9 protein-coding genes are annotated in these 13,792 nt (G+C 41.5%); all 9 read left to right on the top strand.

Annotated features, from left to right (window positions below):
* Nucleotides 1-7 precede the first annotated feature (7 nt).
* The 9 genes from NMG86_RS05320 (at nucleotide 8) to NMG86_RS05360 (ending at nucleotide 13,453) form a co-directional block, all read left to right on the top strand.
* Nucleotides 8-613, top strand: coding sequence for a Uma2 family endonuclease (locus tag NMG86_RS05320; protein ID WP_026797171.1), 606 nt, complete (start codon nucleotides 8-10; stop codon nucleotides 611-613).
* Nucleotides 603-1,205: a hypothetical protein gene (locus tag NMG86_RS05325; RefSeq protein WP_026797172.1), complete on the top strand. Its 603-nt coding sequence runs from the start codon at nucleotides 603-605 to the stop codon at nucleotides 1,203-1,205. The genes NMG86_RS05320 and NMG86_RS05325 overlap by 11 nt, the downstream gene beginning before the upstream one ends.
* A gap of 47 nt (nucleotides 1,206-1,252) precedes the next feature.
* Nucleotides 1,253-4,252: an ATP-binding protein gene (locus NMG86_RS05330; RefSeq protein WP_026797173.1), complete on the top strand. Its 3,000-nt coding sequence runs from the start codon at nucleotides 1,253-1,255 to the stop codon at nucleotides 4,250-4,252.
* An 882-nt stretch (nucleotides 4,253-5,134) separates the two neighbouring features.
* Entirely contained in the window at nucleotides 5,135-5,329 is a 195-nt protein-coding gene (locus NMG86_RS05335; RefSeq protein ID WP_026797174.1) for a hypothetical protein, read from the top strand.
* Nucleotides 5,330-5,413: 84 nt separating this feature from the next.
* Nucleotides 5,414-5,581 (top strand): hypothetical protein, encoded by a 168-nt coding sequence (locus NMG86_RS05340; RefSeq protein ID WP_158442143.1) that lies wholly within the window; start codon nucleotides 5,414-5,416, stop codon nucleotides 5,579-5,581.
* Between the two features lie 266 nt (nucleotides 5,582-5,847).
* Nucleotides 5,848-5,976, top strand: coding sequence for a hypothetical protein (locus NMG86_RS05345; protein WP_272944381.1), 129 nt, complete (start codon nucleotides 5,848-5,850; stop codon nucleotides 5,974-5,976).
* Nucleotides 5,977-6,154: 178 nt separating this feature from the next.
* Entirely contained in the window at nucleotides 6,155-6,409 is a 255-nt protein-coding gene (locus NMG86_RS05350; protein WP_026794451.1) for a UPF0175 family protein, read from the top strand.
* 229 nt (nucleotides 6,410-6,638) lie between these two features.
* Entirely contained in the window at nucleotides 6,639-6,761 is a 123-nt protein-coding gene (locus NMG86_RS05355; protein WP_267879826.1) for a hypothetical protein, read from the top strand.
* Between the two features lie 206 nt (nucleotides 6,762-6,967).
* Nucleotides 6,968-13,453: a LamG domain-containing protein gene (locus NMG86_RS05360; protein ID WP_026797175.1), complete on the top strand. Its 6,486-nt coding sequence runs from the start codon at nucleotides 6,968-6,970 to the stop codon at nucleotides 13,451-13,453.
* Nucleotides 13,454-13,792: the final 339 nt, after the last annotated feature.

The raw sequence follows: 13,792 nt of genomic DNA on the forward strand, positions 1-13,792 counted from the left end.
GGTATATATGATTGCTAACCTTCAATCACTCACCATGTCCCCCGCAGAATATCTCGTATGGGAAGCCGATCAAGATACTAAATATGAATACGAAAACGGCAAAATTATCGCCATGACAGGCGGCACAATTCCCCATAGCCAAATTTCCGCCAATCTTGCTGCCCTGCTAATTCCCCACTTGCGCGGTAAAGGTTGCAAAGTCGCCGTTAGTGATGCCAAAGTGACAACAAAATCTGGGAAATATTACTATCCAGATCTTGTTGTTAGCTGCGATGAACGTGATCGTTTTAACCGTGATTTTTTGCAATATCCTAGCTTAATTGCCGAAGTCCTATCACCTGCCACCGAAGCCCGCGATCGCGGTATCAAACAGCAACACTATATGCTGATCGAAACTCTGCAAACCTATATCCTAATCACACCAGAGCGACCCAGAATCGAGATCTACCAACGCCGTAGTGACTTAGCTTGGGAATATTTATCCCTTGCGATCGAGCCAACAGACTTGGTAGAAAACGATCCAGAAATTCACATCACCAGCCTAAACCTAACCTTTTCCCTCTCAATTATTTACGAAAATATTAACTTCCCATCCGAAACCAATGCCCTATAGCAACTTTACCCTCAGACAAGTAGAAAAAGACTTTCACTTGCAAATTGAAGAAAAAATCGATCTATTTGCCCATATCGAAGCGATCGCTCCCAGTGACGACCTCAAACGCATTCTTGCCGAAAATATTCCCTTAGCCCTAGCTATTAATACTGAAAAAGCGCGATCAGAATTTTTAATTGCTCCCACCTTACTCGAACTTAGACGGCGATCACCTACTCCCGTCAGCTTATTTTCTGGCACAGAATTTAGCATTAGTCCCGAACAAGGATTATCAGGTTATTGCGACTATTTAATCAGCCTATCTAAACAGCAACTAATGATTAGTGCGCCAGTAGTTGCCATTGTCGAAGCAAAAAACGAAGATATTAAATCAGGACTAGGACAATGTATCGCTGAAATGATAGCCGCCCAATTATTTAACGAACAAGAAAACAACGATATTAAGACAATTTATGGCATTGTTACTTCGGGCGAAATCTGGAAATTTCTGCAAATATCTGAGCAAACCGTAGTGATTGATCTCACCGACTACTATATCACTAACATCGACAAAATTCTCGGTATTCTCCTACAATTAATCCCCGCGCATTAAAAAACTAAATTCAACTAAATTCAAAAACAACAAACCAGATTAAACAAATGCCCCTAAAACCTTGGTACAAAATTGAAGGACTCACCCCACGGGAAGATTTACGGAATAACCGACCCCTTGATGCTTCGGAATTTGCTGTAAACCTTGATCATGTGAGGGAAAATCGCGCCCCCATTGACTACCAAGACCCCGAAAAATTCTTGAGCCGTACCTATCTCACCCGTTGGCTGGCTGAATTTGCCGGACAAGTAATGCGCCGTTTATCGGGTGTGAAAACAGAAGCTAATGCAGTCTATAACCTGGCGACTCAGTTTGGTGGAGGGAAAACCCACGCCCTCGCCCTGCTTTACCATCTAGCCCAAAATGGACAAGCCGCAGAATCATGGTCTGGTGTTCGCAAGATTATTACCCAAGCAGATATTAAAACCTTACCTACTGCTAATGTAGCTGTATTTGTTGGTACAGAATTTGACTCCTTAACTGGTCGCGGCGGTAATGATGGTACACCCTTACGCAAAACTCCCTGGGGGGAAATAGCCTTTCAGTTAGGTGGAGAGGAAGCTTTTAAAATTGTTGCCCAACACGATGCCGAATTTACCGAACCCAAGGGGGATGTGATTCGGGCTTTTCTACCTAAAGATAAGCCCTGTTTGATTTTGATGGATGAAATCCTTAATTATGTTTCCAGCTATCGCAAATATGGCTATCATGATCGCCTTTATAACTTTATGCAGGCACTTTCAGAAACTGCTAGGGGTGAAGATCATATCGTTTTGATTGCTTCAATTCCTGCTTCAGTTATGGAATATACCGCCGCCGATGAAGCTGATGAACAACGTTTCAAAAAAATGCTAGATCGTGTTGGTAAAGCTGTTGTCATGTCTGCGGAAGCAGAAGCTTCAGAAATTATTCGCAGAAGGTTATTTGAATGGGATGAACGAGCGGTAACTGCCGAGGGTAAAATTATATTACCTAAAGAAGCGATCGCTACCTGTAATGAATATGCAGATTGGGCTGTGGAAAATCGCTCCTTACTTCCTAGCTCGTTTCCCATTGATAATGCCCGGGAAGCCTTTGCCGCCACCTATCCCTTTCATCCTACTGTAATTTCAGTCTTTGAACGTAAATGGGCAGCATTGCCCCGATTTCAGCGTACAAGGGGTATTTTACGCTTATTAGCTCTTTGGGTAGCTCACGCCTATCAAGAGGGTTACAAAGGCAACCACAAAGATGCACTGATTACATTAGGTACAGCCCCTCTTAACGATCCCATATTTCGATCAGCCGTGTTTGAGCAAATGGGTGAAAATCGTCTCGAAACCGCAGTTACAACCGATATCTGTGGCAAAAAAGACTCCCATGCGTTTCGACTGGATATTGAAGCAACTGAGGCGATTAAAAAGGCTAGATTACATGGTAAAGCCGCAACTACGATTTTCTTTGAATCAAATGGTGGCGTAGTTCGTGAAACTGCAACCTTACCCGAAGTTCGTTTAGCGATCGCTGATTCTAGTATTAATATTGGTGATGTGGAAACAGTCTTAGATACGCTCAAAACAGACTGTTATTACCTGATAGTTGAAAGCACTAAATATCATTTCAGCCTTTCGCCTAACTTAAATAAGATTTTAGCAGATCGCCTAGCTAGTGTGCAAACGGAAGACATTAGTAAGCGGATTGAAAATGAAATTAAAAAAGCCTTTCCTTCTGTATCTGGTGTAGATGTTAGTGTTAGACATTTTCCTAAACAATCTAGTGAAATTCCCAATGTACCTAAATTAACTTTGGCAGTATTATCTATTGATCGCCCCATGAATGACCCCAACACATTGCTATTTGTGGAAAAGCTGATTCGTGAGTCGGGTACATCTGATCGCACCTATAAAAGTGCCGTGATTTTTGCGATCGCTGACTCGGAAAACCTACTCAGAGATGAAGCGCGTAAAGTGTTGGCTTGGGAAAATATTGGTGACCAAGAATGGGATACATTAAATGATGTGCATCAAAAACAACTGAGTGTGAGTCTCAAAAAAGCCGAACGTGATGTTCAAGAAGCCGTGTGGCGTTCCTATAAATATACTATTTTACTGGATAAAAACAATCAACTACGCACGGTTGATATGGGAGTAGGTTCATCTAGTAGTGCCGATAGTTCTAAATCAATTACAGCACTTATCCTTAACCGACTTAAAACAGAAGATATCCTCCAAGATGCGATCGCCCCGCGCTTTTTAGTGCGTAACTGGTCACTCGTGTTTAAAGAATGGAGTACAAAAGCCATCCGTGATGTCTTTTTCTCGTCACCTAGCTTGCCTCGTCTTCTCAATGGTAATGCGATCAAAGAAACCATCGTCAAAGGTGTAAAAGAGGGCAGTTTTGCCTATGTTGGTAAAACATCTGATGGCAAGTATCAGCCATTTTATTTTAAAAATTCGCCCCTGGACATTGACAGCGTTGAAATTTTAGATGATATTTATCTGATTAAAGGTGAAGATGCCGAACAGTACCAAAAAGAACAGGAAGATCCATCTCGACTAACCACTTTAGAGATCACCCCAACAGATGTCACCCTAAAACCAAATCAAGGACAAACATTTACTGTCAAAGGAGTTGATCAACGTCATCAAGATATTGCGATCGCTAATGTCCTCTGGACAGCCACAGGCGGTAATATTGACCAGCAAGGAATGTTGATTGTTGGCGAAATCACCGGAAACTTTACAGTTAATGCTACCGTTGGTGCGATCGCTAATACCGTCAATTTTACCATTGAAAAAGAAACTGTTCCTAGCAATGACACTCCAGATCCAGATGTGGATGAAAAAAAAGTCGTACCAACACAATTAAAATGGTCTGGAGAAGTTACGCCCCAAAAATGGACACAGTTTTATACAAAGGTCTTATCCAAATTCTCAGCCACTAAGGACTTGAAACTAAAACTCAAGGTTGAGGTTGTTGTGGATGGTGAAATTTCAGAACAGAAAATTGAAGAAACAAAAGTTGCATTGCAAGAACTTGGTTTAGATAGCGACATTCAAACACATTAAGTTCAGTGGTGATTTTTGTCTAAAGTAGAAAAATGACTTTACAAAACTTTGCAGTATTTATCGGGTTTCAGCAGTATTTGTATTCACAGGATAGAGCCGCTTAATGGGTCAAGTCGTTACAATTAAACACCTCAGTTCAACGATTAACTTAAAGCTTTTGCGCGATCGCTTTGTACTGTTGGGCAAAATAAAACCCCAGTTTTGCGCCTGGGTTAAAAGTCAGGGTGTTGAAGGTTAGCGCGTGTTCGGAGCGATCAAGATTCTACAAGTTTTGTAAAAACTATTGACAAAGCAAAATAGTTTATTTAGGCTGGTGAAACCTACCGAGAAAACTCTATAGAGGTATTATGCCATAATCTTCAGGTTGGTTGTAACGAGTTCTAGTGTATTTGCTATTACCTTAGTTATTATGCACTCAGATTGCATTTCAGCCTTCTCAAAATAATTAATTTAATGTTAACATTCTAACCAGGTTACACTATGATAAATGAAATAATAAAAAGCCTTGGGGAATTATTTAAACTCTCTGGTTAATTCTACTAATACCGAATTAAGGATCAGGAAAAGGGGGTTCGGCTTTGTTGGGTAGTGGTCGATTGTTGAATTGGTCTTAGCTTGGTTGCTCTGATATGGCAAAAATAGAAGGTTGGTGTCATCAGGTGCAGCCTTGTAAAGTTTGGTAAAGTCTAAAGGACATTCAGGCGTTAAAACCTAAATACGGTTATTTGGTATTGGAAATAAACACTGAAACTTTTCTGTATGGACTGAATCAAAACTGGTCACTTCAACAAATCTTCAAATTTGGTTGTTATCCTTTCAACATTGCTATAATTTGCTTGAGAGAATCCAATTAGTTTTTGAATAATCAAATCAAGGAGAGTTATGAACAAACTGATGAGTTTAGTTATAATATTTGTTTCATTATCTATCAGCACCAATTTAGTATTAGCCCAAGCTAATTTATCAAAAGATACCAGTCAAGATACTATAGCTCAAAAAACATATTCTGAACCGAAATTACTCTCACCAATTAAAGTTAAATTTGCCAGAGGTTCTTATAAAGCAAAAGTCAAATGATATATAGAGCCATTTACCATTCAACCCTATATTATTAGTTCTAAGGATAACCAACTTTTTAGAGTTCAAGTTTTTCCTGAAGGTGTGGAAGCCTCAATTTATTTTGTCAAGGGGAATTCTAAAAAATATTTAGGTAGTGTTAGTGGAGGAGTTTGGTCAGGAGTTGTCCCCCAAACGGGTGATATGGTTGTAGAAATTGTAGCTAAAGGAGAGATTGGATATTCCTACACAGCCGAATTTACAGTTAGATAGGAGATTAATTATTTTCAACGAGAACAGCAATAAGAATTTAGGTAAAAGCCACGAATTTTTCAAATCACAACCCGCCGATTCTAGGAAAACTTGCTCTGGAACTCTGACCCCAATAACAACTCATCTTGCTTTAGTTGAGAAGCTTTGGGATAAGTATGCGGTTTCTAGTCGGGAGTTGGAGGCGGAGCGATCGCAAACTTTAACAGAGTTAAATGAATTTTTGGTTAAACTTGGGTATCTAAATTAAGTTAAGGAATATCAAAATTATGCGGTTAATTAAAAAGCAAATTGTGACAGATGAGGAGCTAAATGTCTTTCCAATTATGCAACTAGCAGAAACAGGTTTTTCTGAATGGAACGATCCAGAAGAGGATATTTATAATGATGTTGCCTAAAACCAATGAAATTTTGTAAAACAATTAGGTTTTCTACCTGTTGATTTAATTTCTTTGGTTCATAATGCCCTTAAAAAATCTCTGAATTTACCAGATTAAAATATCCTTTAAATAGAGTTCATATTGGCAAACTCAAGACAAATCCCAAACCACCAATTCAAAACCCGATTATTCCCCGATGCCCTACCAACTCACAATCAACTACCCCGAAACTTTCCCCGATGCCCTCCAACAAACAAAAGCACAATTTGAACAAGAGGCTAAATGGGCAATGGCAGTTAAACTCTTTGAACTCAAACGCCTTTCTTCCGGTATGGCAGCCGCGTTAATTGGGGTAGATAGAGTTACATTTCTCCTCAAATTAAAAGATTATGGTATCCCCATGATTGACTTGACAGAAGAAGAACTACTATCTGATTTAGAGAATGCCTAGCCCCGAAAGAATCTATTCAACAAATGATTAACCAAGGGATTCGATTAAGTACAACTGTGATTGAATTTGCCCTAAAACAAGCCGGAGAAAATAATTAATCAAGCTAAAAGCTAAATCCAATCAACTCGAAATCGAAACCTATCATCAGAACTTCTGTAGTCTGAATAATTTGGGTTATAATATTTTTATTCGCAATTCACGAATAAAGAACATAGCTGAGTAGATGCTCATGAAATATGCTCAAAAACCTCAAGATATGGTAATTTTGTTAAAGGTTCACTGTTTAGGTTCGGAGTGGACTTATGATGATTTGGCGAAAAGCATGACTACTTTAGAAAACTTTACATCGTGATAAATTTTGCGCGGATCTTGTCTTTACCCCTACAAAGCAAGTTTAGACTTGATTTGGGCTTGACTTTTGTTTAAGTCCCACTATCAACTTTACAAAAATTTTTTTTACTTAACAAATAAAATCTTGACAGAGCCGTCACATCCGTTTAGATTGGGGAAAGAAAGTGCGATTTCAATATTTTTTGATACTCTGGACCCCACCAATCTATGTACCTCACACAACAAAACCTGCAGCACATCAACAGCATTACCCACGAAGGAAAAGTCCTCGTCTTTGCTACCGATGCCACCGGAAAAATTTCCTATACTGTTAAACAAGATGGGTTTGAGGATAGCTACCTCAATACACCCCCAGACCAAAGAACGGGTTGGGAAAGTTGGAAATCTTTGGAATTACCAAATGAAACTGATGATAAGTCAGTAATTGACCAAGAAACAGCCAAACTCACCCACCAAAAAGACACCAGCAATTTTATTCTCAGGTCGCGCTACAAAACTGACAATCAAACAGCAGTCGCCCCTGTTCAGGCTATTTCTGCTCTGGGACATATTTATGTTTTCCGCCAGTCCAAGTCTAATACTCTGTTAGTAGACCGTTTTGTGTTAGATGGGATGACCAATAAGCTAAACCGGAAATTAGAAGTCCGGTTTAAGCGCAGTAAGGAGAAGCACACGCCCACAAAAAATATGAATAAGGGGTCTAATGGACTGGTTAATATTGACACCTTAGACTTTCGTGATGCCAATGGTAACTTTTTCTACGAACCCACTACAGAATTGTGTTTAATTAATAACCTGCACAAAGGCTGGTTTTCTATAGTATTAGTTCCGACAATTGAAAATGATATTCATCGCTGGCATATTTTCGCCTATAATAGTCAAACTCAGAAAGTCGAATTAACCACAATTCGGGCTTCGGGAGAAGGGCTATTTGATGTTCAAGATTATACCATTTTTGAAGAAATCAATGAAACCCTAGTTCCTCGTCAAATTGGTGGAATCATTAAACGAACCCTAGACATATCAGGAACAACAATTACAAACGGCTTAACCGCTACCAAATACGACCTCCAACAGGAACAACAAACCCAATCCGGGGAAATGCAACTGTTAAAAACAGCTACACGATTAATGTTAGCCATTCCCACTGACAAAGGAACAGCTACACTTAATTTTGCCATTGCTGGAGACGGAACTCTCGCAGAGATTGATGAAACCCCCCACAAAACCATCATTCGCAGTAAGACCAGAGAAATCCTCCTGCCCTTAAACACCCTTGATGAAATCAAAGCCCTAGCCGACAGAACTCCCCCTCCCCAAGGGATGATCACAGGATTAGCCGAAGGAACAGACGAAGATGATGCGGAAAATTTAGTCAAAATTGCCACCCAAGGTAAAGCCAGTGAATTGACGAATGGCGACTTGGTGAAAATCATGGGGACCAGTGATTATCAAGGGCTTTATCGAGCCAAAACCGTTGATGAAAATACCTTTGACCTTGACTTAGGATTAACCCAAGGATTAGGTTACTGGGAAAAACAAGACGAAGAAGAAGGCGGCTTAATTTTTGATGGCATGATTACGGCCTACGAAAAGACGGCTGATGGTAAATTACGAGTAACCTGTCCTAATCATGGCTTAGAAAATGGCGATGAAGTCCAAATTGCCGGAACAGAAAACTATAACGACAGTTATCCCGTCAAAAAACTGGATGATACCCATTTTGTCATTGAACGTCAATGGGCAATCGGATCGGCTATTAATATTAAATTAGTCTCTCGCAAACGACGAGGTATTGTCTTCGATGGTACAGATCACCATGTTGCCCTGCCGGAAATGAATCATAACTACTCCAAAGGCATCACCGTCGAAGCATGGGTATGGTATGACAGTTTTAACAGTTGGTCAAGAATTATTGACTTTGGCAGTGGATCAGGTGTAGAAAACATTGTCTTTGCCAATGAAGGAACAACCAATAATCTAGGCTTCCATGTCTTTCAGGGAACAACATCACAGAGTATTACAGCCCCAGGAGTCTTAGAAACCGGAAAATGGATGCACTTAGCCGCTAGTATTGACGAGTCGGGTATTGCTACTCTCTACAAAAACGGTGAAGTGATCACAACCGGGTCTGTACACCTTCCTAAAACCATTAATCGGACTAAGAATTACATCGCCCGTAGTAATTGGTATGGTGATCAGTATTTTCAAGGCAAAATCAGCGATGTCCGCATCTGGAAAACAAGCCGTACTGCTGAAGACATCAAAAATAGTATGTACCTGCAACTGACTGGCCAAGAAGTCGGTTTAGTTGGTTATTGGCGGTTGGGAGCAATTGCAGAAGGACAAGTGATTGACTTTTCCAGTAATGGAAAGAATGGTATTGTCCATGGCGATGCTTATGTCAGTGCGGCAACGCTCAACCGCAAACTCGCTGGAGGAACAACAGCAGTTAAATATAGCAATTCTGAGCTATTTGCTGTCAGCGAACGGGCAACTTATGAGGAAAGTTTTGAGTTTAAGATTAACTCAGCAAATCCGGTCGATCTAGCTTATTTAGACAATGCCGATGGTAAAAATATTGGCACGAAGATTTTTACCCTATCCTATTGGGGAAAAACCAGCCGCAGTGCGGAAGAGAAAAAGACCATTTCTGCGGTACAAAACAAGTCTGAAGACTTGGGGAATGGCTGGTATCGCGCTTCCTGCAATGTAACAATTCCCGATGAAGTGAGTCTGTTACGTTCCTTTGAAATTGCCAATGTTCATGGTGACTGGGAATCCTTAGAAATTCGCAAACACCGCATCCGTTTGTTGTCCGATAGTATTACGGAGGCAAAATACACAGATGGTGTGAATTTGGCAACTTTGGTGAATGACCATGCCACATTAGCGGCGAAGTTAAAAGCACTGGAGTTGAAAGAAAAACAGGAAATTGTTCTGCTCAAAGAAAAGCGAGAGTTAGAAGCAAAAATTGCTGCCTACAATCGTCTGGATGGGACTAGAGCAGAGATTGGGGCATTAAATGCGAAAATTAGTCACCTAACGACTGAGGAGCAAATCCTATTAGCGATCTATAATGCGGAGCAAAATAGTCCTTTTAATTATTATTGTGTGCTTTCCTTCAGGGCAGCAGGAGATGGACAACGAGTTCAAGTCATGGGTCGCCTTTCTTCTATGGGTTTTGAATTCGTAAGGGGTTTAGAACTCGTAGGAAATGAAATCAATGATTCGCAAAAAGTAAAGTTTATCTCCACAGGTGATGGCTTCTATGTGATGTCTTTTAAAGGAGTAGGAGATGGACAACGAGTTCAAGTCATTGGTCGCAGTTATGCGGGTTTAGAACTCGCAGGATCTGAAATCAATGATTGGCAAAAAGTAAAGTTTATCTCCACAGGTGATGGCTTCTATGTGATGTCTTTTAAAGCAGCAGGAGATGGACAACGAGTTCAAGTCATTGGTGGTCGCATTTATTATAATGCGGGTTTAGGATTCGAAATGGGAATGGGAATGGGTTTAGAACTCGTAGGACATGAAATCAATGATTGGCAAAAAGTAAAGTTTATCTCCACAGGTGAACAGACTAATTTAAACATTGCTTTAGCCTATGGTGCTTGGCAAGCTAAATTACAACAACTCAAACAAGCAAAAGAGGATTTAAAACGGCTTAATGCGGTGTTAACTGCTACTCCGGCGGATAAATTAGCTTGGGATACTCGTCTTGCTCAACTTTTAAATGAAATTACCACTCTGCAAACTGAAATCAACACCTTAAACACTGATTTCATTAATGGAGTAAAAAGTACCCAACAAACTCCCCAAACTATGCCCCAAATTGCTAAAGATAGCAAAGGTTTAGTCACGCAAGGAGCGTTACTTGGTTTTGTCCAATCTGCCAGCCGCCTCAATGCCATTGAAACTTGTGAAGGCAATGTCCAATTGAGTTATTTGGACAGGGAAGGACGGATGCGACAAACGAACTATGATGCTACCGCAGACGGAAAAAATAGCGCCTTTGAACAGTGGATTCCTGATGCTCAACGGGCTTGTTTGAACTTTAGCAACAGCAATAGTGTCGTTAAGTTAAATCAAGCCTTGTATCTTACCCCAGACTGGAGTATTGAAGCTTGGTTCGTTTATCCATTACCAGAAGCGGGAGAATGGAATACTTTAATCCGAGGAAAAGATGCCGATCATCATATTATGGTCAGAAATCGTAAACAGTTAGGGATTAATCTGAACAATGATTCCTTGGGGCAGAACTTTTACGATAGCGGTTTCAATATGGAGTTGTTAACCGAGGGATGGCATCATCTCACTGCTGTCGGTCGGGGAGATACTACGCTGTTTTATGTTGATGGCAAAAAAGTGGGTGATGTGAAAGCAAAAGCCCTAAAAGATGCGGAAGAGAATCTGAATAAAAACCCCAACGATGCCGCTGCTAAGAAAAAGGTTGAAGACATTAAGAAAGCTAGTCTGAAATCTAATAGCCATGTTTATGCCATTGGTAACTATCAGGGAGGTGGGCAACCTTTTGGAAAAGTTGCCGAAGTGCGTGTTTGGAAAGTTGCCCTAAGTGATGATGAAATTGCCGTCAACAGCACCCTACTTCTGAGTGGCAACGAACCCGGTTTGCTGGCTTACTACCCCATGAGTGAAGCGACAGGAGTGGAAGTGCGCGACCATTCCGGTAATGGCTATAATGCCACGGTATCGGGGGCAAATTGGTGGGGTTGTACGGCCCCCATTGGCAAAGTTGACAATCCCAGTAGTGTCGATGCCCTCGTCTCTGCTGAGTACAGCACCGTGACTGTGGAATCATCCACGAAAACCAAGGTTGCCATTATGCGGCGGTTCTTTGCTTATCCTGCTACCAATGGAGTCACCCTGCTACCAGATAAGCGGATTGAAACCTTAGAACTTAAATGGATTGGTAACGCCCAATTTGCTCCTACTTTGTTGGGTTATATTGAAGGGCCACCCCCCGTACCCAGTGAAAACCTAACCTTGTCAGACGATTACAACGGTGCCACTTCTGTGGAATTAACCATGTCTGAAGATGTGGAGTTTAGCTGGAACCGATCGCAAGATAGCGGCTTGGGTGCGAATGCCGAAATTTTTGCAGGTAGTGATGCCGAAGCCGATGCTGGTTTTGGGTTTACGACAAAGGTAGCCAAAGTCCGAGCGGGTTTTAAGGGTGACATTGACTTCAGCTACCAGTTCCAAAATGAAAGTAGCATTACTTCCAGTTCATCTCTGAGCATGACCGATAAGCTGGAACTGCGCGGCACACCAGAAGAAAGCGTCAAATTCCCCCATTTGGGGACACGATTTATTCCCAAGAATATCGGCTATGCGTTGGTCGTTTCTGCGATCGCCGATGTGTTTGTCACCCGACTGGCCCGCAGTGGCAAAATGGTGGGCTACCAAGTACAGCCGGTAGATGGCATTCCTCCCGATGTCAACACCATCACCTTTTTGATGAATCCTGCCTACACGATGAACGGTAGTTTAGATGGGATGACCGGAAGTTCTGCTACGAGCGATCGCTTCTTCAAGCACGTTCCCGAAATGCGTAGCCAATATGGTTCCCTCTATCCCGCTAGTTACTATCGCCTACAAGAAGCTTACGACCTCAAACGCCAAATTGAAGCGGAAGATAAACGCCGAGAATCTTACTTCTCTAACTTTGATGTGCGTTTAGTTGATGAAACCTCTTTGAACCGGAATATCGACAGTGGCCCAGCACCAACCACCATTGGAGTACAACGGGAAGAAGACAAACCCAGCACCGAAATGACTGAGGAGGAAAAGAAAAAAGCTGAAGAAGAAAAACTGAAAAATGCGAAGGCGGATGCTGCGGCGACCGTCAGTGAGAAAAGTGCCGCCACCAAAGCTAAACAAGCCGAAATCCAAAGCAAAATTGGCGACCAAGAGAAGCGAGTCCAAGCCACAAACAGTTTTGCGGGTTGGCAGAAACGGATGGAAGACCTGCAAATTCGGGCTGGCAAGCGCAACATCGTCAATACTTACGTTTGGGATGCCGACGGTGGGTTGCGAACTGAAGCTCAAAGCTTTGCCAATACCGTAGAACATACCATTGGTGGTTCTTTTAGCATGAATGCAGGTTTGGGTTTTGAAGGTAAATTTGGCGGAGGTGGATTCGGTGTAGAATTAACTGCCCAAGCTACGGTCAATTTAACCCAAACCATGAGCAAAACTGAAGCTCGGAGTAAGGGTTTTGAGTTGAATGTAGACCTGAGTGGTTTGGAATATAAAGGCATCACCGATTACAACGATCGCCCGATTATGCCTGGGGAAAAAGTAGACCGCTATCGGTTTATGAGTTTCTACCTCGAAGGCAGTACCAATCACTTCCAAGACTTCTTTAACTATGTGGTTGACCCGGAATGGTTACGCAGTAATGATGAGGAAGCGGTGGCGTTGCGTCAAGCCCAAGCAGGTAAACCCAATAAAGCATGGCGGGTGCTGCACCGGGTTACTTATGTGGAACGTCCGGCTTTAATGGGTTTTGGTCGAGATGTCCGTAAATTAAAAGCGGCGGCGACAACCTCCGAAAATCAACAACTGTTGGATAAAATTGCCAAGCTGGAGGAGGATAACCGCAAACTCGAAGCGAAACTCGAAGCGAAACTCGATCAAATCCTCCAGTATTTGCAACAGTCCAAATAAAAAGAAGGCATTGAGCCGAGATCCGTGTCAGTGCGATTTGTTCTGAAAAAACCCAGTATATGGGGGATTTCAGGCTTCAGTAGAGTAACTCCGTCAAGAGTTGAGTCCGCACTTTAATCCTCTGCTGATGACAACTTGATATCCATGTAGGTTAAAAAGAAATTTTTCTTTTTAAGTGCTGTTGACCTGTGTAACGAAACGTCCTTGAATTTTAAATAAATTAATGGGTATTTGGCTTGAAAATCAGATATTTCAGACAATACCCTAGATATTTCTTTGTAGGTTAGGTTACAAGGTTAGGACAATATTAAACCTTGTAATAAGGGTCATAACCTACTG

This window comes from Planktothrix rubescens CCAP 1459/22 (assembly GCA_904830895.1).
Taxonomy (GTDB): domain Bacteria; phylum Cyanobacteriota; class Cyanobacteriia; order Cyanobacteriales; family Microcoleaceae; genus Planktothrix; species Planktothrix agardhii.